This window comes from Natrinema pallidum DSM 3751 (assembly GCF_000337615.1).
In the GTDB taxonomy this organism is placed as follows: Archaea; Halobacteriota; Halobacteria; order Halobacteriales; family Natrialbaceae; genus Natrinema; species Natrinema pallidum.
In genome coordinates this window covers 25,367-49,366 of the sequence record NZ_AOII01000071.1, presented here as the reverse complement: position 1 = coordinate 49,366, position 24,000 = coordinate 25,367, and the positions used below count along the sequence as shown (strand labels likewise).

The following is a 24,000-nucleotide window of genomic DNA, read 5'->3' as shown; positions in this document are numbered from 1 at the left end:
ACGGCGGGATCGTGCCCGACCGACAACGCTCGGCACGGCCGAAACTGACGGCCACGATCGGACGATTCGATCGGCCCGAAACCCACCACCCGGCGCGAATGTGCCGAGATACCGCCGTTTCAGTGCCAGATCACGACTGGCGTGTTTTGATCAGCGAACCGTCGTATATCAAATCCGACACTCGTGGGTACCGTCTCGGGCGGATCAAGTTCGATAATCATTATACTGTGTCGCGAATACTGTCCCGTATGGAGGATATTTTCGTGGCTCGAGTCATGTCCACGTCACTGCACACGGTGGCGTCGGACACGCTCGTCGAGGCGGCAGGACAGGTAATGCTCGATAACGAGATCGGCTCGGTCGTCGTCACCGACGACGACAACCAGCTTCAGGGAATCCTGACCACGACGGACTTCGTCCGAATCGTCGCCGAACAGAAGCCGAAGGATCAGACGCCGGTCTCGAAGTACATGAGTGCTGATGTCGTGACGGCCTCGGCACAGGACAGCATTCGCGACGTCGCGGACGTAATGGTCACGCACGGCTTCCATCACGTTCCCGTCGTCGACGAGGACGAGGGCGTCATCGGGATGGTGACGACGTCCGATCTGGCGTCGTACCTCTCGAGCGAGGAGACGCCCTCTCCGACGTAATCTCCCAGGATCGGGCTGGTGACTCCCTTCGGAAGCGAGCGGGACGAGACCCGTGGTCTCGCACTCTAAACGGACGACGCCGCTCGAGACGGCTTCGCCGTCTCGTAGCTGTGCGAGCGAAGCCGACCCGTGCGCCCGCCGCCACCGTCACCATCTCCCTCGAGGACGACGGGTTCGCCGTTTCCGACGACGGTCCGGCGTTCTCGACACACGGCGGGAGTCCGTTTTCGACTTCGGGAACACGACTGGCGATGGCGGGATCGGTGGGACACACGTTTCCGTGACCGTCTCCGAACGTCTCGTCGGAAACCGAGCACCGCGGACGGAGAGTCGACCTAGCTCGAGTCGCGGGCAGCGTCGGCTTCGGACACCTCGTCTTCGGTCATCCACCGAACCGTCTCGTCGAGTCGATCTCGTAACGCGCGGCCCTCCGCCGGTGTCAGCTCGACGTCCGCGTGGCCCGTGCCGTGGTCGCCCGCCATCGCATCGATACTCAGGACGAGCCGGTGACCGTCCGCCGACTCGGGTCGGACCGAAACGTTGGCGCGATCGGGATAGTCCCGCGGCGGTCCCAGCTCGAGGTCGGTTTCCCCGCGGGTGACGCCGATCCGGACGCGCTCGGCGTGCTCGAGGTCGAACGAATCCGTCCGCGCCTCCTCGATCGGCGTCGGCTCCTCGGAGCAACTGTCGTGTTCTCCCATACACCATTCTTTTCCGCCGGTCCCCTTGGGCGTGTTCCCGGCCCGTTCCGCCGGAGCTCGATGAGCGAGTGAGGGTGTCGGCGACGGCCGTCATTCGCTCGAGGCTCGCGGGACGAACGGGCCGAAGTCGGCGGTTCGCGCGGCGATGGTCGCGATCCGGAGTGCGTGGCTCAGCAAGACTATGAACGGAAGGAAGACGAGTACGACGCCACCGGCTGCGATCGCCAGCAGGAGCCACGACCGTCGCCGTGACGAGCAGGTTCAGGACGGCGGCCTCGAGCATCAGCCAGCGCCTGATCGGCGACTCGGTTACCCGGTTACTTTCTGGTAGGTCAACTGGCTCTCCTCGCCGTCCGTGGTCGTGGATAGCTCCCGGTCGTGTGCGCTCATATCGGTCGGACAACGCCGCTGCCGAAAAGACCGGGCACGGCACCGACACGTATCGAACTGGACGGAAAACGCGATCGAACCGTTACTCGACGGCGAACACCTCCTCGTCCAACTGCCACCCGCCTGCCCAGCACTCGAGGGCGAACCACGTGAAGTATCCGAGCACGAAAACCGTGCCCGCGACGGTGAGCAGCCACGGACCGCTGGCGACCTCGAACCCCCGGAGCTGTGAGAGACCGAACCCGCCAGCGCCGACCGCGAGGATTCCGATCCCGACTGCGGCGAGGCGGGGCCAGCCGACGGTTCGACTGCCGACGACGATCCGTTCTCGAGTGCCGGCGAGGAGTAACACGATCCCGACGGCGGTCAGCCACCCGGTCAGTGCCAATGTGGTCGAATTCCGAAAGCCGCCACTGATCACGAAGAGACTTGCGAGCAACAGCGTGGCGACGCCGCCACCGGTGAACCCGCGGCGAACGACCGTCTTCAATCCGCTCATCGCTCGCTCGGTTCTCCGGGATCGCAGTTAGTCGTTCTCACTTGCGGCGAGAAGCGGGACGGTCGTCGCCGTCACTCGAGCGAGACTGCAGCTTCGTCGCTGACGCGACGGCACCGGTCAGTCGTCGCCGTCACTCGAGCGAGACTGCAGCTTCGTCGCTGACGCGACGGCACCGGTCAGTCGTCGCTCGAGGTCTCGATATCCGCCGACAGTCCCTGTGCCATCTCGATGTCCTTCGAGTTGTTCAGCGTCCAGGCGGTGCGCTCGGTGACGGCCTCGATGGCCTCACGCGCGCTCGGGTAGCCGTTCCCGGACTTCTTGACGCCGCCGAAGGGAAGCTGGACTTCCGCGCCGATACACGGCAGGTTCGCGTACGCGAGTCCGAGCTCCGCGTGATCGCGGAAGTAGTTGATCTGGCGGTAGTCCTCGGAGATGATCGCGCCGGCGAGTCCGTACGGCGTGTCGTTGTGGATCTCGACGGCAGCCTCGATGTCGCCCGAGTACTCGAGCAGGGCGACGTGCGGGCCGAAACACTCCTCGTTCACGCACTCGAGATCGGTCTCGTCGGTACCGACCTCGTAGACGAACGGCCCGACCCACTGCCCGTCCTCGTGGCCGTCCGGAATCTCCTCGGCCGCGAGGTCCTCCCGGTCGACGAGCACCTCAGCGCCCTCGTCACGTGCCAGCTGATTGTGTTCGCGAATCTTCTCGACGTGCTCGGCTTCGATGGCCGGCCCCATGAACGTCCCCTCTTCGAGGGGATCGCCGACCGTGACGCGTTCCGCGACGTCGACGAAGCGCTCCTTGAACTCGTCGTAGATGTCCCCGTGGACGATCAGGCGCTCGCTCGAGACGCAGCGCTGGCCGGTCGTCTTGAAGCTCGACATCACCGCGGAGTGGACGGCGATGTCCAGATCGGCTTCCTCGGTGATGACGATCCCGTTCTTGCCGCCCATCTCGCAGGCCGCGAGCTTGCCGGGCTGACCACCGACCTTGCTGGCGATCTCGTGACCGACTTCGGCGGAGCCGGTGAAGAGAACGGTATCGACCCGGTCGTCCTCACTAATGGCCGCGCCGGCGTCGCCGAAGCCCTGTACCATGTTGAAGACGCCGTCGGGGACGCCCGCGTCGTCCATCATCTCGGCGATGATCTGGGCGCACCACGGCGTCTGCTCCGCGGGTTTCCAGACGACCGTGTTGCCCTCGATCAGCGCGATGGCCATGTGCCAGAACGGGATCGCGACCGGGAAGTTCCAGGGCGTGATACAGCCGACGACGCCGCGGGGTTTGCGCCGCATGGAGGCGTCTTTGCTGCCGATCTCGCTCGGGATGACATCCCCGTGGGGGTGACGCGCGTTGCCCGCCGCCCACTCGACCATGTGGTAGGCCTCGATGACGTCCGCGCGGCCTTCGCTGATCTCCTTGCCACACTCCTTCGTGACGATCTCGGCGAGTTCGTCGGTCCGCTCGCGAAGTTCGTGGTAGATGTCCCAGAGATACTCCGCACGGTCGATATAGGACAGTTCACGCCACGCTTCGGCCGCATCCTCGGCGGCCGCGAGCGCTGCGTCGACATCGCGGTCCGTCCCCTGCTGGAATCGCGCGAGGGTCTCACCCGTCGCCGGGTTCTCGCTGGCGAACGTCTCGTCCCCGTCACCGTCGGTCCAGTCACCGTCAATGTGGTGGCCGTATACCTGCTCCGTGGTTTGCTGGCTCATGGATGCTGATTGGGTCGTCGCCATCGAATAACGGGACCCGTCCATGGTCGGGCGGTGATTCGTGGCACGAGAACTACTTGCATGGCACGCACCTATATTTACCATGGCACGGAGTCGATCACCCCACGGAACGCGGATCACGCTCGAGTTGTGGCATCCGAACTGCTGGGCGATCGAGTCGACCGAACGCGTCGGCGGGGGCATTCTGGCACACGCGATTTACACCGCGCCGACGACCGAAGGCGAGTCGGTCAACGGCCTGTTCACTGCGTTCGGCCAGACCACCGACGAGGTCGAGACCTTGATCGAAGAGGTACGCGAGTCCCCGCTGGCCGGCGAAGTCCTCGAACTTCAGGAACGGTTCGGCCGACCGCAATCCTCGTCGCTTCCGGGGAACGTCGTCCGTGAGTTCTTCCTCGAGTACGATCCCGCGGACATGATCTGTCCGACGCTGCTCGAGCACGGCTTCGTCCACAGCGCTCCGGTTCGGATCGAAGGCGGTCAGGAGTACTGGGAAGTCGGGTTCGCCGGCGATCGGGACGAGATCGAAACCGCGATCGATCACGTCTGCGAGGATGGCGATGCCGACGTGTCAGTCGAAACCGTCACGAGCACGCCGACGGCTGAATCCGAGCGCAAACACCGCATGGACGCCCTCACCAACACCCAGCGAGACGTGTTCGAACTCGCACGCAAGCGGGGGTACTACCAGTGGCCCCGCGGCATCTCGACCCGCGAACTCGCCGAGGAACTCGATATTTCGAAAACGACGATGCTCGATCACCTGCGAAAAGCGGAATCGAAACTGCTAGATCCCGACGATATCGGCGTCGAGTGAGCTATCCCGTGAGGACCGCTCGAAGGGCAAACAGGGCGTTTTCCTTGCGTTCGCGGATGCGACGGTAGAAGTAGGACATCAATTTTGGTCCGTAGGGGGCGTACTGGTAGTCCCGTTCGCACCGTTGAGACACCGGGGCCGTTTTTCGGAACGAACGTTGTGCCACTGTCGTGCTCGTTTCTTACTGATCGTCCGTCGAGCAACGCCGAGAACGTAAGCAACGACAGGACGAGACGCAGCGCTCGAGGGCGGAGCGAACGACAACTGTCTCCAGTTGTCGGACGAATGGGACAGCGCCGACGAGTCGTGTAGTGGGACATCGATCTGCATCGGGGCGTCGGCTCTCCGATCGATCCGGTCCGCAGCTAATCGCGTGACGTCAGTCGGCTCCGGAGCACTCGCCCCAGCCACAGGACGGGCAGTGAAGCCGGCCGCTGCCGGCGACCAGTTCCGTCTCGCACTTGAGACACGTTGGTGCACTATCCAGCGATGTGTCAGCTTGCGTTTCGATTGAAGGTTGTTGATTCATGTGTATCGCGATCGTCCGAGCGCTCGGACATCGCTATCCAGTAGCTAGCGAGCGACGGTCCTATAGAGCGACCCGACCATGGAACCGTCGCTCGGTAGCGGCCGCAACCGTGCCGAACCCACCGTACCGGTCTCGGCCCGCCCGTTTTCGCCACCACTCGACCATGATTAGACATGTGTTAACGCATTTTCAACCACAGTTGATAGTATGACGCGACTGCGAACAGCGGTCCCAGCGCCGATACGCCGAAACTACGCGCTCACATTCGGCATCGCGTTGCTGGTACTCGGCGTGTCTGTGGGGATTATCGGGTACAAGGGAACGGTTCTCATTCAGGCCGATATCGAGCAACGGGTCACGGAGGATTCGGGTACGGTCACAGCCCAGGAGGCGAAGAAACTCGAGACCTGGAACGAGAAGAACCGACTCACCGCGAACATGCTGTCTCGGTCCGGCCCGGTTGCAGGCGGTGACGAGGCGGTAATCGACGACGACCTCTCACAGTGAGTCCTCGAGTTGCCGATCGGCTCACAGGCGATCCACTACGTCGACATCGAGGAGGGACGGATCGTTGCGAGTTCGGCCGACGGTGAGGACCGCAGTATCGCCGACAGCGCCAACGCGATCCTGCTCGAGCAGTACGACACTCCGGAGCCCCTCGACCGGGAAATCACGGTCGAGTCCGGTGAGACGGTCACCTCGTTTCAGGAAGCGAAAGCGGCGCTGGCCGACGGCGGCCCCGAAGACAGCAACTACGACGGCGTCAGTGGCCCGCTCGTACTCGACGAGAACGGCGATCCGAAGGGGTTCTACCAGGTCTTCGAAGTCGTCGATCACGACTCCGAGTTCGGAACGTACATCTCCGGCGAAGCTTCGAGAGGATCGTCCTGCTGCCGTCGAATAGACGTGATGACTTCCCCTCAGTCGTCGTCCATCGGTGCCGTCACGGGGTCGACGCGCTCGCCGCGTGGGCCCTCGAGATCCACTTTCGGAAGCAGATCTCGCAGGTAGCGACCGGTGTGAGAGTCCTCGAGTCGGGCGACGGCTTCCGGCGTCCCGGTCGCGACGACTTCGCCGCCGTTCTCGCCGCCTTCGGGACCGAGGTCGATGATGTGGTCGGCGTTCTTCACGAGGTCGAGTTCGTGTTCGATGACGACGACGGTGTTGCCGTTGTCGGTCAGCCGGTGGAGGACGTCGATGAGCTTGCGCTCGTCCGCCGAGTGCAGCCCGGTCGTCGGCTCGTCGAGAAGGTACAGCGTCTCCCCCGAGTCCTTCTTGCCGAGTTCCTCGGCGAGTTTGACCCGCTGGGCCTCCCCACCGGAGAGGGTGGTCGAGGGCTGTCCGAGCTTCATGTAGTCGAGGCCGACGTCCTTCAGCAGTTCGAGCCGGCGGCGGATCTGGCTCGAGGACTCGAAGAAGTCGTAGGCCTCTTCGACGCTCATCTCGAGGATGTCGGCGATGGTCTTGCCCTTGTAGGTGACGTCGAGCGTGGCGTCGTTGTAGCGCGCGCCGTCGCACTCTTCACAGGGGACGTAGACGTCGCTCAGGAAGTTCATCTCGATTTTTACCGTTCCCTGACCGCCACACTCCTCGCAGCGGCCGCCTTTGACGTTGAACGAGAACCGCCCCTTCTCGTAGCCCCGCTGCTTCGCGAGCTTCGTCGACGCGAACAGTTCCCGGATGTAGTCGAAGACGCTGGTGTAGGTCGCGGGGTTCGACCGCGGCGTGCGCCCGATCGGCGACTGGTCGATCAGGCGGACGGTCTCGATGTCATCGAGCCCCTCGAGCGCGTCGTGCTCGCCCGGAATGACCGACGTGTTGTCGTTCATCTGGCGAGCGAGCCCCTTGTAGAACACCTCGTGCATGAGGGTGGATTTCCCGGAGCCGGAGACGCCCGTAATGGCGGTGAAACAGCCGATCGGGATGTCGATGTCCAGATCCTTCAGGTTGTGCTGGCGCGCCCCGCGGATCGTCAGTGCGCCCTCCGGATCGCGGCGTTCGTCGGGCACCGGAATCTGGCGCTGGCCGGAGAGATAGTCGCCGGTGACTGACCCCTCGGTGTCCATGACCTCCTCGACGGAGCCGTTGGCGACGACCTCGCCGCCGCGCTTGCCGGGGCCGGGCCCCATGTCGATGACGTTGTCCGCGCGGCGCATCGTCTCCTCGTCGTGCTCGACGACGAGCAGGGTGTTCCCCAGATCGCGGAGTTCCTCGAGCGTGTCCAGCAGCCGGTCGTTGTCCCGCTGGTGGAGCCCGATCGAGGGCTCGTCGAGCACGTAGAGGACGCCGACGAGGCCGGACCCGATCTGCGTGGCGAGCCGAATGCGCTGGCTCTCGCCGCCCGAGAGCGTCGACGCCTCCCGATCGAGCGTGATGTAGTCGAGGCCGACCTCGCACATGAACCCGAGCCGCGCCCGGATCTCCTTGAGGATCTCCTCGGCGATGACCTTCTCGCGCTCGGTGAGGTCCGCTTCCATCGACTCGAAGTGGTCGCGAGCGTCGCCGATGCTCATCGCGTTGATCTCGGTGATCGAGGCGTCGTCGACCAGCACCGCGCGGCTGGCGGGCTTCAGTCTGGTCCCGTCACAGGCCGGACACTCCGTGACGGACATGTAGTCCTCGATGTGCTCGCGGGTCGAGTCGGAGTCGGTCTCGATGTAGCGGCGCTCGAGGTTCGGAATGACCCCCTCGAATCGCTTTTGCTTCCGTCGAGTGCCGTTTTTCGTGCTTCGCTTGAATACTACTTCCCCGTCGGTGCCGTAGAGGAACGCCTGCTGGATGTCTTCCTCGAGATCCTCGAACGGTGTCGACAGCGAGACGCCGAAGTGTTCCGCGACGGCGTCGAGCCGGGTCTGGTAGTACGAGCGGTTGTAGCTCCAGGGTTCGAAGACGTGTTTGAGCGGCTTTGACTCGTCTTGCAGGACGAGGGCCTCGTCGACTTCCTTGGTCTCGCCCAGCCCCTCACACTCGGGACAGGCACCGTGGGGCGAGTTGAACGAAAAGGATCGGGTCTCGATCTCGGGGATGTCGATCCCGCAGTGCGTACAGGCGAGGTCCTTCGAGAACTCGACCACGAACCGGTCGTTCTCTTCGGTCTCCTCGCCGAGCGCGCCGGTCCGGCGGGCTTCCTCGCCGAGATCCGCGGCGACGTCTTCCGAGGCGTCCGGGAGGATGACTTTGAGGACCCCTTCGGCCTCGTCGAGCGCCGTCTCGACACTGTCGATGATGCGAGGTCGGTCCTCGACGCTTACCTTCACGCGGTCGACGATCACGTCGATGGTGTGGTCGAAGTTCTCGTCGAGGTCGGGATCGTCGAGCGTGAGGTCGTGTTCCTCGCCGTCGATCTCGATCCGGGCGTACCCCTCGGAGACGAGTTCCTCGAAGAGGTCCTCGAAGGCACCCTTCTGGTCGCGGACCACGGGTGCGGCGAGTTTGGCCTTGGTACCCTCCGGGAGCTCGAGGATGCGCTCGACCATGTTCTGTGCACTCTGCTCGCCGACTTCGCGGCCGCAGTCCGGACAGTGGGGCGTGCCGACGCGGGCGTAGAGCAACCGCAGGTAGTCGTGCAGTTCCGTGACCGTCCCGACGGTCGAACGCGGGTTGTTCGCGGCGTTCTTCTGGTCGATCGAGATCGCTGGCGAGAGCCCCTCGACGGTCTCGACCTGGGGCTTGTCCATCTGGCCGAGGAAGTTCCGGGCGTAGGCCGAGAGGCTCTCGATGTACCGTCGCTGGCCCTCCGCGTAGACCGTCTCGAACGCCAACGAGGACTTGCCCGATCCCGAGAGGCCGGTGACGACCGTAAACGCCTCACGTGGGATCGTGACATCGATGTCTTTGAGGTTGTGCTCCTCCGCACCGCGTACTTCGATGGAGTCCTTGCTCATCGTTCGATCGCAACTCGGGACTGGCTCTCCTGTCGACGCGGTTCCGGATTCATTGTATCTGAGTCAGTGGCCGCAAGGACTTAACGAGTCTGAAAGGCCAATAGCAAGGCACACGATACCACGACACATTCAGCCGTCCGCTGAACGCTCGCGTGGCTCCGAATCGGCCTCCCCGCGATCGTGCCACCACTGGCCGGCGATCGCCCCGGTCGCGACGGCCACCAGCCCGACCACGATGCCGACGTTTACCACCGGAATCAGATAGAGGACGTTGACCGTGATCGCGCCGACGGCGAGCGCGAGCCACAGGTTCGGTTTCGGTCCCCGGCCGACCCGCCGGAGCAGCCTCGAGCCGAGGACGATGACGCCGACGGTGTTGGCGACCGTCAGCCCGATCGGGAACGCAAGCGCCACCGCCTCGAGTCCGGTACCGACCGGTGCCGGCGCACCGGCCGCGACGAGGAACGACGCGGTGGCGGTGACGACCGCGAGCGCGACGCCGCCGCCGACCAGGACGCCGATGCCGATCACGCCCGTGGGGACCGGCCGCTCGACGATCCGGGCCTCGAGTCGCCGGACCGACGACTGGGACACGGCGAGAACGACCGCCCCGATGGCGATCGTTCCGAGGACGTAGAGTCCGAACGCGAATGCCAGTTCCTCGGGCGTCGTAGGATTCGTGACGGCGGTCTCGAGGTCGCTCGGGCCGACGGCTACGGGACCGTGCGACCGAAGGGTGGTCGGAGGTGTGAGCGTGTCTGGATGGAGCATCCCGTGTTACAGGTTACGTGTGGCGAGACCGATGCCTTCAATCGGTGGGTTCCCGCAGCCCCCACGATGCGGCACCGGGGCGCTTTCGGCGCACTGTGTCGACTGTCCCATCGAGACCGTGTTCCGACGCTGTTCGCATCCCCACTGCCTCCGAACGGCGACGGCCGGACCAAAGTGTCTTCGGCCGGCAGTCCCAACGACGACTATGAGCGACGACGCCGCGGACGCACTCGCGGTCGAGGACTGCGTCGAGTACTGTCGGACCCAGGCCGGCCTGCTTTCGGGCAGCGTCGAGACGATGAGCGACGAGGCCTGTCTCTTATACACATCTCTGATGGCGNGGTCGAGGACTGCGTCGAGTACTGTCGGACCCAGGCCGGCCTGCTTTCGGGCAGCGTCGAGACGATGAGCGACGAGGCCGACGCCCTCCTCGACGAGATCGATCAGGAGATGGCCGAGATTCGGTCGCGACTCGAGACGTTGCCCGACGAGGTGGCGGCGACCGAAACGCCCTCGACCGCGGACGTGCCCGACGCCAGCGAAGTCGATGTCGCGGCGATCGAGGACCTACAGGCGGAACTCGAGGAGAAGCAACTCCTCGTCGAGGCGAAACAGGCTCGCATGCAGGCGTTTCAGGAACTGGCCGCCGGCTACACCGAACTGGCCGAAGCGTTGTCTTCGACCGTCGGCGACGGACAGGAGGCAGTAACCCGGATCATCGAGTTCGAGGCCGACACCGACGCACCGGTGTACTTCGACGAGCGGGAAACGATGGTCGAGACCGCGGCCGCGTCGGCCGATTCGGGGGCCGAATAGCCGAGCGAACGCACGGCCATAGCCGTCCGCGCTGCGCTGTGGGTTGTCCGCCCGGAACCTGTTCTACAGAACACATTTCCGAACGTTCATCTATGATTATGTCGTACCGTCAACACATGCCGATCGACTACGGCGAGCACGAGAAGTCGTACGAACTCTATCGCAAGGGCAAGCGTGAGGGGACCTGGGACCCCGACGAGTACGATCTCGAAGGGGATCGAGACGACTGGAAGCGGTTCTCCGAGGCGGAGCGACAGCGGTTCCTCGCGACGTGCTCGGGGTTTTACGACGGCGAAGAGGACGTCACCCGGACGCTCGCGCCGTACATGATGGCGCTTGACGCGCTCCCCAGCGACGAGATGCCCTTCGATCCCGTCCAAGAGGAGATGTACCTTGCCCAGCAGGTCTACGAGGAGGCCAAACACACTGACTTCTTCAGCCGCTACTTCGAGGAGGTGTTCGGGACGCAGGAGACGACTTCCTATCGCGAGGACGGATATCAGGAACAGGGATACAGTACGGACGACCTCTACGACACCGCGGACGACCTGATGGCGGCGATCGACGGCGGCGACCGAACCGAACTCGTTTACGCGCTCGGCGAGGCCTACCTGAACTACATGGGCATCGTCGAGGCGCAACTCGCCCGCGGTGGCTACCTGAGTTTCGACCAGATGATCGAACTGAAAGCCGCAGAGATGGGCCGTGAGGCCGTCCTCGAGTCGTTCCAGGCGGCGATCGGAAAGGTCCGCCAGGACGAGACGCGACACATCGAAAACGGACGCTGGATCTTACAGCAACTGGCCGTGGCCGAGCCCGATATCGTCGCGGACGTCTACGAACCGCGAATCGAGCAGTACGTCGAGAACCGACTGCTCGCCGACCCGATCTACGACGAGAACCCCTTCGACGGCTACGATCAGGAGAAAATCGGCAAGCAGCTCATCCAGTACCTGCAAGACACCGTCGACTACATCGGTACCGACCGGTTCGAACGGTACGACGACGTTCAGGCCGCCCTCCAGGAGCGCCACGCCGCCGACTGACGCCACCTCGCCGACCGGCTTCGGCCGCCCATCTCCCGCCTCGAGCAGTGCGTCCACGCCTCCCCGCACTATCGGACGCGGAGACCGACGCACGGACCGCATCCGGCGTCGGTCGCGGCCGGCTGACGGTCCTCGATCGCCGAGTCGCTCGAGGGGTCCCCTCGGAATCGGCAAGGGTCGCTACCGGTAGCCACTGCATGACCGCCTGCGAGTGCCGCCTCGTCGCGGGGAGGGACCGTCCCTCGCGGAAGTATATAACTGCCCACGATATACGGGGAATCGCCGAATCGGTTACCGTTCTCCGGTAACCATCGATCCTATTGAACGTACGTCTATCATACGACTACCTGAGGGGAAGAACGATGACCCAATCACAACTCAACCGACGGCACGTATTGCAGGCGATCGGGGCAACCGGCGCGTTAGCAGTCGCCGGCTGTCTCGGTAGCGACACACAGGGGAGCAGTACGGAAAGCGACGAGCCGGCGGCTGAGAGCGGGCTGCCGGCGGCCAAGTCCGTCGATGTCGACCGCATCGCGAGGGATCCGACCGACATCCCCGATCCGGTCGACTGGGACCAGCCCCGGGAACACGACGTCACGATCCGGACCGAGCGGGTTACCGCCGAGATCGAGCCGGGGGTCACTTTCGACTACATGACCTTCGAGGGGCAGGTGCCGGGGCCGATGCTCCGGGTTCGCCGGGGCGACCGGGTGAACCTCACNATGTGTATAAGAGACAGTCACGATCCGGACCGAGCGGGTTACCGCCGAGATCGAGCCGGGGGTCACTTTCGACTACATGACCTTCGAGGGGCAGGTGCCGGGGCCGATGCTCCGGGTTCGCCGGGGCGACCGGGTGAACCTCACGTTCGACGTGCCCGATGACCTGAACGTGGCGGCCCACAACATGGACTTCCACGCGGTCTACGGCCCCGGCGGCGGGGCCGACGCGACCACGATCGCGCCCGGGGACGACCCCACGCAGATCAGCTTCACCGCCGACTACGCGGGGGTGTTCATCTACCACTGCGCGATCCCGAACATGGACCAGCACATCAGTTCGGGTATGTTCGGCTCGATCCTCGTCGAACCCGAGGACGGCCTTCCCGAGGTCGACAACGAGTTCTACCTCGGCCAGCACGAGATCTACACGGACGGCGATCTCGGCGAGGAGGGCCACCACGGCTTCGACTTCGACGCCATGCTCAAAGAAGAGCCGACCTACGTGGTGTTCAACGGCCAGGCCTACGGCTTCACCCCCGACGGCGGCGTCCCCATGGCCGCCAACACCGGCGAGACCGCCCGGGTGTACTTCGCCAACGGCGGCCCGAACCTCCTGAGTTCCTGGCACGCCATCGGCAACGTCTGGAGTCGCTTCTACCGCGACGGCGACCTCCTGACCGACCCCGACCGCAACGTCGAAACCGCACCCGTCGCCCCCGGCACCACCGCCGCGGCCGAGATGGAGTTCCCCGTCCCCGGCCCCGTCAAGATCGTCGACCACGCCCTCACCCGCGCCGCTCGCCGCGGCGCGCTCGGCGTCGTCGACGTCAGCGGCGACCCCACCCGGGACATCTACGACGCGGACCCGTAACGGTACTCTCCNCCCGCGCCGCTCGCCGCGGCGCGCTCGGCGTCGTCGACGTCAGCGGCGACCCCACCCGGGACATCTACGACGCGGACCCGTAACGGTACTCTCCCGCTCGAGTGGTCCCGCCCGGACTGGACCCGTCGGTGCCTTCCCGATCCCCGGAAACGGGACTGTATACTTATGCCGGTTCGCCCGCCAGTTGCATCCGATGGTGTTCGCCCCGATTCCGTCGATTACGTTCGATGCCAGTGATCCGGCCGCGACGGTCGCGATCGGACGGCTGTTCGCGTATCTCGCGATGGGCGTCGCAGCAGTGGTGTTGCTCTATTATGCGACGATCTACGTCCGGGACGTCCTCGCGGTCGAGGCGCGCGCCGAACAGTGGTACCTCCTGATCGGGATCGGTGCGGCGATCGTGTATGCCGTCGCCGGCGTCGCCTCGTTGCTGCTCGAGCCCGACTGGATTCGCCGGTTCGTCGACGGCGCGATCCTGTTTTTCATCCTCTTTCTCGCACTGGCGATTCGCGCGATGTACCACGACCAGCCGACCGGGGGCGATCGCTCTCGGTTGCTGCCCGTGTGGGCTGACTACGTCGTGATCGTCGGTTTCGTCGCCGCCTGGTGGGGAACGTTCCTCGTCGAGACATCCTCGACTCGGCTGGTTGTCGCGGTCGGCTGGGTCGTCACCTCCGCGTGGGCGGTCCTCTACGGGGTTCGGGCCGTCCGCGTCCACGAGGGGACGACGTTCGCCGCGCTGACCCGGCACCTGCTGCCGGCGATCGTCTGCGTCGCGGCGATCGTGTTCGTCGACTTGGTGACGAGTTACGCAGCCGGGTACGGCGCGCTCGCCGACGCCACGTGGCTCGTCGGAACGTCGCTCGTCGCCGCTTTCCTGTTCAATACGGCCGTCGCGATCCGCCAGCAGGGTGGCGAACTCGAGCGCCTCTACGACTGGACGACCTGGCGCGAGCAGTCGTTCGACGACGGGTCCATCGAGTAGTACCGCGTTCGCCTCGGGGTTAGAGTTCGCCCCGCAGGACGACCTCGTCGTCGACCCGCTGGAGCATGTCCTCGGTGACGACGTAGTCCTCGTCGTCTTCGCCCTCCCAGCCGACGGCGGCGAGCACTTGCTCCGCCAGGCTGGGGTCGGGATCGACCGCGGCTGTCCCGTCTTCGACTTTCGCGACCAGACCCAATTTCTTTCCGTCGGCGTCGACCACGGTCTTGCCGACCGCGTCGTCGGTCAGTGGGGCTGCCATATCCGCTCTCTACTGCAACCAGTCGGGTAAGCGAACGGCCGTCCCGTGCCGGCGTCCCATCGGGACCGTCCCGTCCGATCCACGGCAGTCGGGTTCGGCTGTACGCGCGACCCGGGACTATTTGCCGCTAGCGGTCGATGATACAGCCGACGCGTTCGATCGTACTCCGGCCGCGTCGTGTTTTCACCCACCATGACACAGACACTCGAGATCAGCGACGACCTCAAGGATCGACTCGACAGCCACTGCGAGGACGGACAATCGACCGAGGAACTCATCGCGGAACTGGTCTCGATGTACGAGACCGAAGGGGCGTTCCTGCAGGAGGGGTACTCCGAATAAGAGATCGTCGCCCGCGCGTTCGGTTGTGCGGCATCGACGTATTCGGAGTGGCCTCCGCGACCCGTGAGGCGTCGGACCGCGAGGTGTGGCTGCGTTCGATCGCGACCGTCGTTCCGACGACCGACGCCGGTAACTGACGGCCGCCGCACGTCGGTCCCCGATATCCGCTCGTCGTTCCGCCGCCAGTCACTGGGCCACCGAGTTCCGATCGACCGAATCTGTTTGATGATGACACTCAAGTGGATGCTCCCCGTAGCGGTCGATATGCACCTGCTGGTCGCGCTTGACGACTCGGAGCCGGGGTGGGCCGCGCTCGAGTTCGCGTGTTCCGAACACTCCGACGACACGCTCACGGCCGTCCACGCCGTCGATCCGACCAACAGCGGCTACGGTGAGGTGGCACACCTCGGCCCGGACGTGTTGCTCGAGCGCCAGCGGGAGGCCGCTCGGGAACTGCTCGCGGAAGCCGAGGACCGCGCGGCCGACGACGGCTGTGCGCTCGAGACGGAGACGATCGTCGGCCAGCCGTCCGTCGCCATCGTCGACTACGCGACGACCAACGACGTGGACCGAATCATCGTCGGCAGTCACGGCCGAACCGGAGTCTCGAGGGTGTTGCTCGGCAGCGTCGCGGAGCGGGTCGCGCGACGCGCCCCCGTTCCAGTGACGATCGTCCGTTAGGGATCGGCTCCGACGGAAAACATTTACCTGTGACTGAATAGTGTTTGAAACACTATATGTCCCCGTCACTGCGGCGCAGACAGGTACTCGGAGCGGTCGCTGCGACCGTTCCAGCGGTGGTCGCCGGCTGCTCGGGCCACGGCCCACACATGGAGCTGCGGGAGACGGCCGACGATGCGCTCCTCTCGAGCGCGGTCAGGACGATCCCCGTCGATACCACGTCCGACAGACTCCGCCCGATCGTCGAAACGATCGAACGCGGAACCCACAAACGAAACAGCCCCTCCCCGGAGCCACACCCGAGGCCCGCGATACCGGCCGCCGGATCGTCGGTCGAACGGCCGCTCGAGTACGATGGAGCGTACTACACGCTCTCGCTGACCAACACGGTCGAACGGATGTTGACCAAAGCGGACATCCGGGTCAACGCGGCGACGATGGCGTCCGACGACGCGACGACCGCGGTCGAATACGAGACGCTGTCGGAGACAGACAGCGCAGCGCTTCGTGGCGCTCTTCCGCCGGAAACCGGGGACCGGGAGTACGAATCCACACACGAATACTACGACCAACAGGAACTGACCGCGTCAGTCCTCGTCCCGGAGATGGAAATCGATGCGGTCGTCCGGGATGGACAGCGCTATCCGGTCGAACTGGCGAGTACCGAGGAGATACAGGGGTACACCTACCACTACGAAGCCGAGCGCGTCGCGTCGACGGCCGACGACTTCCTGGCCTGGCTTCGCTCGAACTACCGGTTCGAACTGACCGGGCTTTCGGACGCCGAGGGGAAAATCGTCACCGAGGCGATCGAGGAGAGCAGGTACGCCGGTGATGAGGAGGACGACGCGTTTCGGTCGCTGTCCGATCGGTTTCTCTCGCACCCGGCGCTCGAGCGAGAGGAGGAAACCGGGGACTGGTTCGTCCGGTACGATGGCACCGAGTACGTCGCGTCACTCAGGCCACCACAAGCGTATGCGTGACCGGACTCGCGGCCGGTCGCAGCGTGTCCACTTGCTCGGACGGACCGTTCCGTTCGCGTCGGTCGCGTGACGCCTATCGCCTGCGACCGACGCTGTGGTCGGGGTTCGACGCGCTTTCGGTTCCAGGGCCGATGCGCAAGGAATTCCGCCACATACCGGCGACCGTAACAGGACAAACTAATTAAGGTCCACAACAGTCTGGATTACATGAACGACCGCTACGACGTAGTCATCGCCGGTGCCGGTCCCGCCGGCGCACAGTGTGCCCGCGATCTCGCCGCCAGAGGGTACGACGTCGTCGTCCTCGAGACCGAGGCCGAGGACGAGTTCCCGCGTCAGAGCAACAAGTCCACCGCGGGGACGTTCCACTCCATGATGGCCGCCTTCGGCATCCCCGACGATGTCGTAATGCAGTACACCGACAGCGTCGTCCTCGAGTCGCCGACCGAACACTACGTCCGCGACCAGACCGGTGCCGTACTGGAGTTCGCGGATTTCAAACGCTATCTGGTCAGTGACAGCCGCGACGATGGGGCGGAGTACCGATTCGACGCTCGCGTCACCGCGCCGATCATGGAGAACGGCGAGATCGTCGGCGTCACCTACAACGGCGACGAGGCGGTCTACGGCGATATCGTCATCGACGCGACGGGCCCGAGCGCCCCCCTCGCGAAGAAACTCGGTATCGTCGATCTCAAACGCGAGAACCACGCTATCGGTATCGAGTACGAGTTCGAGGGTATCGACATCGATCGCCCCGGCTTCGCGGATCTGCGCGACGCCATGATGTTGCGGCTGGATCACGAGATCGCCCCCGGCGGCTACTCCTGGATCTTCCATACCGGCGACGACACCGCCAAGGTCGGCCTCTGTTACATCCAGAACGGCAGCCACGACCAGTACAGTCGCGACGATTTCACGATCGACGACTACCTCTCTCACTGGCTCGAGACGGACCCACGGTTCCGGAACGCCGAACCGATCGAGGGCAAACAACACCGCGGTTCGGCCCACATTCAGGAACCCGAGCAGTTCCACACCGATCGGTTCATGGCGATCGGCGACACCGTCCCGAGCCTCGACCCGCTCTGGGGCGAAGGCATCAACAAGTGCATGCAGTCCGGTCGCGCGGCCGCCGCCACCGCCGACAGCTGTCTCAAACACGACGGCGTCGAGCCGACCGCCGAGAACCTCGCGGTCTACGAGACGCTCTGGAACCGCGATGTCGCGCCAAACGCCAAGAACCGGCTGCTGATGACACAGCTCCTCTATCTCGCCCCGAACGACCGCTACGACGACCTCATGCGGGATCTCCAGCGACTCGACGACGACACGCTGGCAAAGGCCAACAAGGGCAACGCCCGCGCCATCGCGAAACTGCTCGAGCCCGGGGACGTACCGTTGCTCATCGATCTCGCGAAACAGCGACTGGATCTCGATCTCGGCTCTTTCCTCTAATCCGCCGCCGGTGAACACGACGTCGGTTCTCAGGCGAGAAACCGTGCTTCGAAGGACTGAACGCTCTCGTCGGTACCAGCGAGCACGACATCGTCGCCCTCCTCGAAGACGAACGTCGCCGGATCGAACTCGGAGATCGTCTCGCCGTCCCTGACGGCGGCGAGGACGGTACACCCCGTTCGCGATCGAACGTCGGCGTCGACGACCGTCCGATCGGCCAACCGCCCGGCGGGTAGTTTGACGACGTCGATCTCCCTGTCGACGGCCAGTACTTCTTCGTCATCGAAGACGGTCGAGGCGAGCATCCGCCCGCTGACCGTGGCCAGCGACTGGACGTAGTCGGCACCCGCCCGGTACAGCTTCTGGACGTTGTCGGCGTCGTTCGCACGGACGATGATATCGACGGACGGGTTCAACTCGCGGGCGACGAGCGTCGCGAAGACGGCCGTCGTATCGTCGTCGAGGGTCACGATCACGGCGGAGACATCCTCGACACCGGCCTCACGGACCGCCTCCGGATCGCGAGCGTCGCCGACGACATCGATGTCGGCCCTGTCGTCGCTGTCGAGGACGGTCACCCGTGTGTGCGCATCGGCAAGCGCGTCGCTCGCCGCCGCACCCGCCTCGCCGTAGCCCGCGATGAGCACGTGCCGGGCCGAAACGGCGTGGACCGTCGACATCGCCTCCGCCCGCATGGTGTCGATGGGCTCCGGTTCGCCCGCGACGAGTAGCCGCATCCCGGTATCGAACTCGCGGTCCGGCGGGATCGGACTCTCGAATGCGCCGTCGATCCAGGCACCGATCCCGTCGACGCCGAACCGTTCGCGGGGTTGGATTTCGTCGACGGTCCGGCCGCAGAGGTCGCTTCCCTCGGCGATCGACAGCTCGACCAGTTCCAGATCGTCGCCGATTTCGATCCCATCGTCGACCGCGGTCGTCACGGCCGTCGGCACCCGATGGGAGAGGCTCTCGCCGAGCAACTGGCGCGGCGACAGCACCTCGTCGGCGCCCGCGATGTCGTGGTACTCCGCGAGGCGCTGGTCCTCGACCAGCGTCACGATTCGGATGTCCGGATTCGCCTCGCGCGCCGAGAGAACGATGCTCGCGTTCACGTCGTCGGTTGCGTCGGCCACGACCGCCCTCGCCCGTTCGATACCGGCGTTCTCGAGTACGTCGGTCGACTCCGGGTCCCCGTGGACGACCCGATAGTCCGCCTCGTGGAGGTCCATGGCCATCTCCTCGTCTCCCTCGACGACGACGTACGTCTGACCGCGGGACTCGAGTTCCTCGATGAACGCCTCGCCGCGAGGCGTATACTCGCAGATGACGACGTGGTCCTCGACATCGGGTGCGACCGTGGGAGCCGTCGTCGCGAGCGTGTTTCGAAGCCACGGGACGGCGAAGACGTCGACCCCCGTGAGAATCAGGCCGATCCCCGTTAGCTGGAGGACGATCATCAACAGGTTCATCTGGAGCGTCGACCATCCCGCGTCCTCGCCGTACCCGGTCGTGGTATACGTCTGGGAGATGATCTGGAGCGATCGGTAGAGCGGCTGTGGATCGTTCTCCAACGTCCCCATCCCGTAGTTGTACACCAGCGTCGAAATCATGGTGGTCACGGCCACCAGGGCGAGATAGTAGCCGGTCCGGCGGGATCGCCACAGTGACATACACGCGTCATTGACCGGCCGACTGTTGACGGTACCGGTCGATGGGGACGGGGGTCTCCCGCGCCAGCGACCACCCCTTCATACGACGGGCACATTACCATCGAAACGGCCAGAGACGCTGGCTCCGCCGCAGATTTATGCCTTCGGTTCCACGTTCCCGACGGATGGCACTCCTCGAGAACCTCGCGCTGGTGTTCGTTGCTGGGCTCATTACCGCGCTGGCGACCGGCCTCGGCGCGCTCCCGTTTTTCTTCTTCGAGGGCATCAGCGATCGTCGAAACGTGATTCTCTGGGGGCTCTCCTCCGGGATCATGCTCTCCGCCTCGCTGTTCGGGCTCGTCGAGGAGGGGCTGGCCGAGGGGACCCCCCTCGAGCTCGCGATCGGGATTGCGGCCGGCGTCGCGCTCGTCGTGATCGCCCACGACGTGTTGATGGACGCCGAGATCGATCCTCGGCAGTACGAGGAAGCCGACTTCAAGAAACTCGTGCTCATTCTGGGGATTCTAACCGTCCACAGTTTCCCCGAGGGCGTGGCCATCGGCGTCTCCTTTGCCGATCTCGGACTCGAGGGTGGGACCGAACTGCTCGGCTTTACCATCCCGGTCCTGGCCGTCTTCATGACGGTCGCGATCTCGATCCATAATATCCCGGAGGGAACCGCGATTTCGATCCCCCTGCGCTCGATGGACGTCGCGAACTGGAAACTCGTCTGGTGGGCCGTCTTCTCGAGCCTGCCCCAGCCGATCGGGGCCGTCCTCGCCTTTGGCTTCGTCCGCTATGCACGCGAATTCCTTCCGTACGGCTTCGGCTTTGCCGCCGGTGCGATGATCTACCTCGTCCTCACGGAGTTCATTCCCGAGGCGTTGGCGATCGGCGAGCGATTACCCTACGGCGGCAAGGTTCGGCTTGCCGCCGGCATCGGTATCGGCGTGCTGGTGATGCTTCCGCTGACCGCTGTCTGAGCCCTCGCCCGTCCCGGCCGTGGCGCATCCGTCGTTCCGGCAGGAATTTCACGGCCCTGGTCGTACGACTGGGACGATGTTCGACACGATTTTGCTGCCGACGGACGGCAGCGACCACGCCGCGGCCGCCGCCGAAACCGGCATCGAACTCGCGACCACCCACGACGCGACGGTGCACGTCGTCTGCGTTGCCGACACCGGGCCGCTGGGTGATCTCCGGCTCCCCGGCGATGCCGCGAGCGCCGAGGACGCGATCCGCGGCCAGGCACAGTCGTACGTCGACGAGATCGTCGCCCGGGCCGAGGCGGCCGGGCTCGAGGTCACTGGAACGGTCCGCGAAGGGGCGGCGGCGGAGGCGCTCCTCGAGTACGCTCGAGAGATCGACGCCGACCTCATCGTTATCGGGTCCCGCGGTCGCGGCGGTGTACATCGGCTGGCGATGGGCAGTGTCACGGACCACGTCATCCGGTTCGGTGACGTGCCGGTTTTCGTGGCGAACTCGGGCTCTGACGACGACTAAGTCCCCGAAGTGTGACGACGAACGTGGACGCGCCTCACGATACGATCTCATTGATCGCTTCCGTTCGGCGGCCGATCGACCAGCCAATGCACGCGAGGCCGGCGTAGATCCCGAGCGCGGGGACGGCATAGACGCCGAGCAACCCGTCGAACGGGAGTCCGAGCGCGTCGAAGGCGAGCAGGAGCAACATCGAGACGAGGAGGAACGCGATCCCGATGTCCGCGAACCGCATGTCGGGAAACTCCTGGTGTCGTGGCGCAGCCGTCAGCCGGCCGAGCGCGTAAAACGCGAGCGTATACGTTACCCACCCGACACCCACGGTCAGCACGGTCAACACCACGTCGTCGGGAACGTATCGCGGAACGAACCGCAGGTGAATCAGCAGAGTCGCGAGCAGTGCGCTCGCCAGTAACAGGACCAACAGCGGTCGCCGGTCTCCGGTCATTACCTACGTTGACAGTCTCCCGAGCTATTATTATTGCGTCATCGACTCGTTCGTCCGACGGGATCGACGCTACGCGACCGTCCGTCCGTGCTCGTCGATCTCCCCCGTCACGATCCGCGTCGAGGAGATCCGCTCGCCGTCGTCGGCATAGACGTAGGGAGCGACGATTCCGGATACCGGGTCGAACCCGCGCTCGCGGCGACGGTCGTTGATCGCCTCGAGTTCGGGGGCCGTCTCGGGTGACACCACCAACGCGTCGATCGACGGCTCCTCGGTCGCGATCCCGTACTCGGTCTCGAGCGCCCGGAGTTCGACGTCGCGGTCCCACTCGTCGAGTTCGCGGAGCGTCTCCGTAACCGCCCGCGTTCGCTCCTCGAGCGGCGGAACGGGGCGGGGTTCGTGGCGCGTCTCGACCGCCAGTTCGTCGCTGGTGAGCGCGACGACGACGCCGTCCGTGCCGAACCGGAGCGCGTGCTCGAACAGGGTTCGGTGACCGTCGTGGAGGGGGCCGAACGTGCCGGCGACTGCGACTCGCATACCGACTCGAGGACGGGAACCCGGTTAAGTGTGGGGAGGACGTCACCGGTCGCAAGCGAGAGACACGAGTCGAGCGTCACGGCCGGGCGGGTCGGCTCAGGACTGCTTCGCGAGGACCGCGTCGGTCGTCACCACGTCGGCGAACTCGCCCTCGAGGTGGACCAGTGCGGTGTGGTGGACCGTTGCCGCGTCGACGGACTCGCCGTCGAACGTCCGGTCGAAGGTCGCCGTCGCATCCCTGATGAGAAGCGGGTCGAAGCCGAGGTTCTCCGCCATCCGCGTGCTCGTCGAGACGCAGTGGTCCGTCGTGAGTCCGGCGATCACGAGCGTTTCGAGTCCCCGTTCGCGAAGCCACGCCTCGAGTTCCGTCCCGACGAACGCGCTGTTGACGGCCTTTTCCATCGTCGTCTCGCCCGCGAGCGGTGCCGTCTCCGGCTTGAACGCAAACCCGGGTTCGCCGCGTCGGAGCGGCGAATCGGGCTCCGTGGAGTCGTGTCGAACGTGGACGATCGGCCGGTCGGTTTCGCGCCAGCGCTCGAGCAGCCGCGCCGCGTTCGCTTCGGCGTCGGGGTTGGTACGGTTACCCCACGAGGGGTCGTCGAATCCCTGCTGGAAGTCGATCAGGACGAGGGCAGCGGCCGCGAGTCGCTCGTCGTCCACCGCGGGGTCGTCCGTGGCGCTTCCGCCGTTCGTCATGGAAGCCTCGCGGCGGGTTTCGGATGCGTCCGGGTGATCGTAATCGGGCACGTCGACGGGGCGCGTGCGTCGTCCTCCGAGAGCATGTACTGTGGCCACTCCCGGTCGCCCTCGACGCCCCAGTCGCCGAGGTCGGCGTGGGGACAGACGCCGTCGTACTCCTCGAGTCGTCCCTGAATGATGTCTCGGGCGCGCTGGCCGGCCTCGGTGTCGGCCGTCACCGAGAGGGACTCGAACAGCGCCCGCGGCTGGAACGTGATCTCGAGGCCGACGGGACAGTACCGGCTCTTGCGCTGCTCGTAGAACGGGGCTCGACAGGTCGGGAACATGGGCTCGCCGCCGAGGCAGAACTCCCAATGGGGGTCGTCGGGGTCCGTCGGGATGGAGTCGGGCCACGGATCGGGGTCGTGGAGGTGCAGCGTTTGCAACACGTGCCACAACGTCCGATGGTACTCCCGCTCGGACAGCGGTTCGGCCGGCGGTTTGAAGAAGGTGACGAGGGAGGCCCGTCCGGAGTGGTCCTCGTAGACGTCGAGGTACTCGAGGATCCGATCGCGGAGCGTCAGCAGGGCGTCCGCGTCGCTCATCGACGGCACGGCGGTGTAGAGCGGGTCGCCGTCCCGGACCGATTCGGCCCCGAAGAAACATGGGAACGACGTTCCGTTTCGCTCGCCGAGCACCCCCTCGCGAAACGAGTGCCAGTGGTCGGCGACCCACTCGGGGGCCGCACCGGTTCGAACGCGCCGATCGAGCGTTTCCTGGTCCATCAGCGACTGGATGCCAGGTTCGTTCATCGTACGTCCCCGTTCGGGCTCGCGAACATGTAGGTTCCGCTCTTTCCGGTCGACCGGTAACGACCGCGCCTCGCGTTCGTCGCCGGCGCACACGACGCCGCCCGCGAGGATTCGGGCACGGCGGCCGCCATGATTGACCAGCGCCCCTCGGAACCCCGTTTCTCGAGGTGGAACTCGAGCGAGCTGTCGGCGGCGTCTGCAACCGCCTCGAGGGC

General features: G+C 65.2%; 25 protein-coding genes and 3 pseudogenes. 15 read left to right on the top strand and 13 right to left on the bottom strand.

Annotated elements, in window-relative coordinates:
* Nucleotides 1–248: 248 nt before the first annotated feature.
* Together C487_RS11205 and C487_RS20645 are read left to right on the top strand one after the other, a co-directional pair.
* The gene (locus tag C487_RS11205; RefSeq protein ID WP_006185869.1) at nt 249–653 is read left to right on the top strand and encodes a CBS domain-containing protein; all 405 of its coding nucleotides are present in this window, start codon (nt 249–251) and stop codon (nt 651–653) included.
* Nucleotides 654–763: 110 nt separating this feature from the next.
* Nucleotides 764–937: a hypothetical protein gene (locus C487_RS20645; RefSeq protein ID WP_161605712.1), complete on the top strand. Its 174-nt coding sequence runs from the start codon at nt 764–766 to the stop codon at nt 935–937.
* A 51-nt stretch (nt 938–988) separates the two neighbouring features.
* Here C487_RS20645 and C487_RS11200 read toward each other — a convergent pair whose 3' ends face one another.
* The 3 genes from C487_RS11200 to C487_RS11190 all read right to left on the bottom strand — a co-directional run bounded on the left by C487_RS11200 (nt 989) and on the right by C487_RS11190 (nt 3,961).
* Nucleotides 989–1,354, bottom strand: coding sequence for a hypothetical protein (locus tag C487_RS11200; RefSeq protein ID WP_006185868.1), 366 nt, complete (start codon nt 1,352–1,354; stop codon nt 989–991).
* Nucleotides 1,355–1,826: 472 nt separating this feature from the next.
* Nucleotides 1,827–2,243 carry a hypothetical protein gene (locus C487_RS11195; RefSeq protein ID WP_006185867.1) on the bottom strand — a complete coding sequence of 139 codons (417 nt, stop codon included), beginning with the start codon at nt 2,241–2,243 and terminating at the stop codon, nt 1,827–1,829.
* 176 nt (nt 2,244–2,419) lie between these two features.
* Complete coding sequence (locus C487_RS11190; RefSeq protein WP_006185866.1) at nt 2,420–3,961, bottom strand: aldehyde dehydrogenase family protein; 1,542 nt, start codon at nt 3,959–3,961, stop codon at nt 2,420–2,422.
* A gap of 103 nt (nt 3,962–4,064) precedes the next feature.
* On the opposite strand from C487_RS11190, the gene C487_RS11185 reads away from it, so the two are divergent.
* A complete protein-coding gene (locus C487_RS11185; RefSeq protein WP_006185865.1) occupies nt 4,065–4,799 on the top strand; it encodes a helix-turn-helix domain-containing protein in 735 nt (244 codons plus the stop codon).
* Nucleotide 4,800: 1 nt separating this feature from the next.
* On the opposite strand, the pseudogene C487_RS20325 reads toward C487_RS11185, so the two are convergent.
* Nucleotides 4,801–4,908: pseudogene (locus tag C487_RS20325) on the bottom strand (proline dehydrogenase family protein); the annotation flags it as partial.
* A gap of 627 nt (nt 4,909–5,535) precedes the next feature.
* Here C487_RS20325 and C487_RS11180 point away from each other — a divergent pair.
* Complete coding sequence (locus C487_RS11180) at nt 5,536–5,835, top strand: hypothetical protein (protein WP_006185864.1); 300 nt, start codon at nt 5,536–5,538, stop codon at nt 5,833–5,835.
* 21 nt (nt 5,836–5,856) lie between these two features.
* Here the strand turns inward: C487_RS11180 and C487_RS11175 are convergent, their stop codons facing one another.
* From C487_RS11175 to C487_RS11165, 3 genes are all read right to left on the bottom strand, one after another.
* Nucleotides 5,857–6,165: a hypothetical protein gene (locus tag C487_RS11175; protein WP_006185863.1), complete on the bottom strand. Its 309-nt coding sequence runs from the start codon at nt 6,163–6,165 to the stop codon at nt 5,857–5,859.
* Nucleotides 6,166–6,248: 83 nt separating this feature from the next.
* Nucleotides 6,249–9,212, bottom strand: a complete 2,964-nt coding sequence (gene uvrA / locus C487_RS11170; protein WP_006185862.1) for an excinuclease ABC subunit UvrA — start codon at nt 9,210–9,212, stop codon at nt 6,249–6,251.
* 129 nt (nt 9,213–9,341) lie between these two features.
* On the bottom strand, nt 9,342–9,983 hold the full coding sequence (locus C487_RS11165) for a hypothetical protein (protein WP_006185861.1): 642 nt from the start codon (nt 9,981–9,983) through the stop codon (nt 9,342–9,344).
* Nucleotides 9,984–10,295: 312 nt separating this feature from the next.
* Between C487_RS11165 and C487_RS11160 the strand changes: the two genes are divergently transcribed.
* From C487_RS11160 to C487_RS11145, 5 genes and pseudogenes are all read left to right on the top strand, one after another.
* The gene (locus C487_RS11160; RefSeq protein ID WP_049908100.1) at nt 10,296–10,799 is read left to right on the top strand and encodes a hypothetical protein; all 504 of its coding nucleotides are present in this window, start codon (nt 10,296–10,298) and stop codon (nt 10,797–10,799) included.
* A 116-nt stretch (nt 10,800–10,915) separates the two neighbouring features.
* A complete protein-coding gene (locus tag C487_RS11155; protein WP_049908093.1) occupies nt 10,916–11,845 on the top strand; it encodes a ribonucleotide-diphosphate reductase subunit beta in 930 nt (309 codons plus the stop codon).
* 362 nt (nt 11,846–12,207) lie between these two features.
* Nucleotides 12,208–12,438: pseudogene (locus tag C487_RS22015) on the top strand (twin-arginine translocation signal domain-containing protein); the annotation flags it as partial.
* A 148-nt stretch (nt 12,439–12,586) separates the two neighbouring features.
* Nucleotides 12,587–13,441: pseudogene (gene nirK / locus C487_RS11150) on the top strand (copper-containing nitrite reductase); the annotation flags it as partial.
* Nucleotides 13,442–13,646: 205 nt separating this feature from the next.
* Nucleotides 13,647–14,438, top strand: coding sequence for a hypothetical protein (locus C487_RS11145; RefSeq protein WP_006185859.1), 792 nt, complete (start codon nt 13,647–13,649; stop codon nt 14,436–14,438).
* 19 nt (nt 14,439–14,457) lie between these two features.
* On the opposite strand, the gene C487_RS11140 is transcribed toward C487_RS11145, so the two are convergent.
* Nucleotides 14,458–14,697: a PRC-barrel domain-containing protein gene (locus tag C487_RS11140; protein ID WP_006185858.1), complete on the bottom strand. Its 240-nt coding sequence runs from the start codon at nt 14,695–14,697 to the stop codon at nt 14,458–14,460.
* A gap of 192 nt (nt 14,698–14,889) precedes the next feature.
* Here C487_RS11140 and C487_RS21025 point away from each other — a divergent pair, with 192 nt between their 5' ends.
* The 4 genes from C487_RS21025 (at nt 14,890) to C487_RS11125 (ending at nt 18,161) form a co-directional block, all read left to right on the top strand.
* Entirely contained in the window at nt 14,890–15,039 is a 150-nt protein-coding gene (locus C487_RS21025; protein WP_006185857.1) for a DUF7557 family protein, read from the top strand.
* Between the two features lie 264 nt (nt 15,040–15,303).
* Nucleotides 15,304–15,720 (top strand): universal stress protein, encoded by a 417-nt coding sequence (locus tag C487_RS11135; protein WP_049908099.1) that lies wholly within the window; start codon nt 15,304–15,306, stop codon nt 15,718–15,720.
* A 56-nt stretch (nt 15,721–15,776) separates the two neighbouring features.
* On the top strand, nt 15,777–16,703 hold the full coding sequence (locus C487_RS11130; RefSeq protein ID WP_241431082.1) for a hypothetical protein: 927 nt from the start codon (nt 15,777–15,779) through the stop codon (nt 16,701–16,703).
* Nucleotides 16,704–16,910: 207 nt separating this feature from the next.
* Complete coding sequence (locus C487_RS11125) at nt 16,911–18,161, top strand: digeranylgeranylglycerophospholipid reductase (protein ID WP_006185854.1); 1,251 nt, start codon at nt 16,911–16,913, stop codon at nt 18,159–18,161.
* Between the two features lie 29 nt (nt 18,162–18,190).
* Here C487_RS11125 and C487_RS11120 read toward each other — a convergent pair whose 3' ends face one another.
* Nucleotides 18,191–19,831 (bottom strand): potassium channel family protein, encoded by a 1,641-nt coding sequence (locus C487_RS11120; protein WP_006185853.1) that lies wholly within the window; start codon nt 19,829–19,831, stop codon nt 18,191–18,193.
* Nucleotides 19,832–19,995: 164 nt separating this feature from the next.
* Between C487_RS11120 and C487_RS11115 the strand changes: the two genes are divergently transcribed.
* Both C487_RS11115 and C487_RS11110 read left to right on the top strand, forming a co-directional pair.
* Nucleotides 19,996–20,793, top strand: coding sequence for a ZIP family metal transporter (locus tag C487_RS11115; RefSeq protein ID WP_006185852.1), 798 nt, complete (start codon nt 19,996–19,998; stop codon nt 20,791–20,793).
* Nucleotides 20,794–20,869: 76 nt separating this feature from the next.
* Nucleotides 20,870–21,313 carry a universal stress protein gene (locus C487_RS11110; RefSeq protein ID WP_006185851.1) on the top strand — a complete coding sequence of 148 codons (444 nt, stop codon included), beginning with the start codon at nt 20,870–20,872 and terminating at the stop codon, nt 21,311–21,313.
* Nucleotides 21,314–21,347: 34 nt separating this feature from the next.
* Here the strand turns inward: C487_RS11110 and C487_RS11105 are convergent, their stop codons facing one another.
* The 4 genes from C487_RS11105 to C487_RS11090 form a co-directional block, all read right to left on the bottom strand.
* Nucleotides 21,348–21,758, bottom strand: coding sequence for a hypothetical protein (locus C487_RS11105; protein ID WP_006185850.1), 411 nt, complete (start codon nt 21,756–21,758; stop codon nt 21,348–21,350).
* A 69-nt stretch (nt 21,759–21,827) separates the two neighbouring features.
* Nucleotides 21,828–22,295: a phosphopantetheine adenylyltransferase gene (locus C487_RS11100; RefSeq protein ID WP_006185849.1), complete on the bottom strand. Its 468-nt coding sequence runs from the start codon at nt 22,293–22,295 to the stop codon at nt 21,828–21,830.
* Between the two features lie 96 nt (nt 22,296–22,391).
* Entirely contained in the window at nt 22,392–22,991 is a 600-nt protein-coding gene (locus C487_RS11095; protein WP_006185848.1) for a cysteine hydrolase family protein, read from the bottom strand.
* Nucleotides 22,988–23,785, bottom strand: coding sequence for a YqcI/YcgG family protein (locus tag C487_RS11090; protein WP_049908098.1), 798 nt, complete (start codon nt 23,783–23,785; stop codon nt 22,988–22,990). The genes C487_RS11095 and C487_RS11090 overlap by 4 nt, the downstream gene beginning before the upstream one ends.
* Nucleotides 23,786–24,000 lie beyond the last annotated feature (215 nt).

What these genes read in the sequence shown, in the direction of transcription:
- C487_RS11205 (WP_006185869.1), top strand. Translation starts at nt 249, where the DNA reads ATGGAGGATATTTTCGTGGCTCGAGTCATGTCCACGTCACTGCACACG.
- C487_RS11200 (WP_006185868.1), bottom strand. Translation starts at nt 1,354, where the DNA reads ATGGGAGAACACGACAGTTGCTCCGAGGAGCCGACGCCGATCGAGGAG.
- C487_RS11195 (WP_006185867.1), bottom strand. Translation starts at nt 2,243, where the DNA reads ATGAGCGGATTGAAGACGGTCGTTCGCCGCGGGTTCACCGGTGGCGGC.
- C487_RS11190 (WP_006185866.1), bottom strand. Translation starts at nt 3,961, where the DNA reads ATGAGCCAGCAAACCACGGAGCAGGTATACGGCCACCACATTGACGGT.
- C487_RS11185 (WP_006185865.1), top strand. Translation starts at nt 4,065, where the DNA reads ATGGCACGGAGTCGATCACCCCACGGAACGCGGATCACGCTCGAGTTG.
- C487_RS11180 (WP_006185864.1), top strand. Translation starts at nt 5,536, where the DNA reads ATGACGCGACTGCGAACAGCGGTCCCAGCGCCGATACGCCGAAACTAC.
- uvrA (WP_006185862.1), bottom strand. Translation starts at nt 9,212, where the DNA reads ATGAGCAAGGACTCCATCGAAGTACGCGGTGCGGAGGAGCACAACCTC.
- C487_RS11165 (WP_006185861.1), bottom strand. Translation starts at nt 9,983, where the DNA reads ATGCTCCATCCAGACACGCTCACACCTCCGACCACCCTTCGGTCGCAC.
- C487_RS11155 (WP_049908093.1), top strand. Translation starts at nt 10,916, where the DNA reads ATGCCGATCGACTACGGCGAGCACGAGAAGTCGTACGAACTCTATCGC.
- C487_RS11145 (WP_006185859.1), top strand. Translation starts at nt 13,647, where the DNA reads ATGGTGTTCGCCCCGATTCCGTCGATTACGTTCGATGCCAGTGATCCG.
- C487_RS11140 (WP_006185858.1), bottom strand. Translation starts at nt 14,697, where the DNA reads ATGGCAGCCCCACTGACCGACGACGCGGTCGGCAAGACCGTGGTCGAC.
- C487_RS21025 (WP_006185857.1), top strand. Translation starts at nt 14,890, where the DNA reads ATGACACAGACACTCGAGATCAGCGACGACCTCAAGGATCGACTCGAC.
- C487_RS11135 (WP_049908099.1), top strand. Translation starts at nt 15,304, where the DNA reads ATGCACCTGCTGGTCGCGCTTGACGACTCGGAGCCGGGGTGGGCCGCG.
- C487_RS11130 (WP_241431082.1), top strand. Translation starts at nt 15,777, where the DNA reads ATGTCCCCGTCACTGCGGCGCAGACAGGTACTCGGAGCGGTCGCTGCG.
- C487_RS11125 (WP_006185854.1), top strand. Translation starts at nt 16,911, where the DNA reads ATGAACGACCGCTACGACGTAGTCATCGCCGGTGCCGGTCCCGCCGGC.
- C487_RS11120 (WP_006185853.1), bottom strand. Translation starts at nt 19,831, where the DNA reads ATGTCACTGTGGCGATCCCGCCGGACCGGCTACTATCTCGCCCTGGTG.
- C487_RS11115 (WP_006185852.1), top strand. Translation starts at nt 19,996, where the DNA reads ATGGCACTCCTCGAGAACCTCGCGCTGGTGTTCGTTGCTGGGCTCATT.
- C487_RS11110 (WP_006185851.1), top strand. Translation starts at nt 20,870, where the DNA reads ATGTTCGACACGATTTTGCTGCCGACGGACGGCAGCGACCACGCCGCG.
- C487_RS11105 (WP_006185850.1), bottom strand. Translation starts at nt 21,758, where the DNA reads ATGACCGGAGACCGGCGACCGCTGTTGGTCCTGTTACTGGCGAGCGCA.
- C487_RS11100 (WP_006185849.1), bottom strand. Translation starts at nt 22,295, where the DNA reads ATGCGAGTCGCAGTCGCCGGCACGTTCGGCCCCCTCCACGACGGTCAC.
- C487_RS11095 (WP_006185848.1), bottom strand. Translation starts at nt 22,991, where the DNA reads ATGACGAACGGCGGAAGCGCCACGGACGACCCCGCGGTGGACGACGAG.
- C487_RS11090 (WP_049908098.1), bottom strand. Translation starts at nt 23,785, where the DNA reads ATGAACGAACCTGGCATCCAGTCGCTGATGGACCAGGAAACGCTCGAT.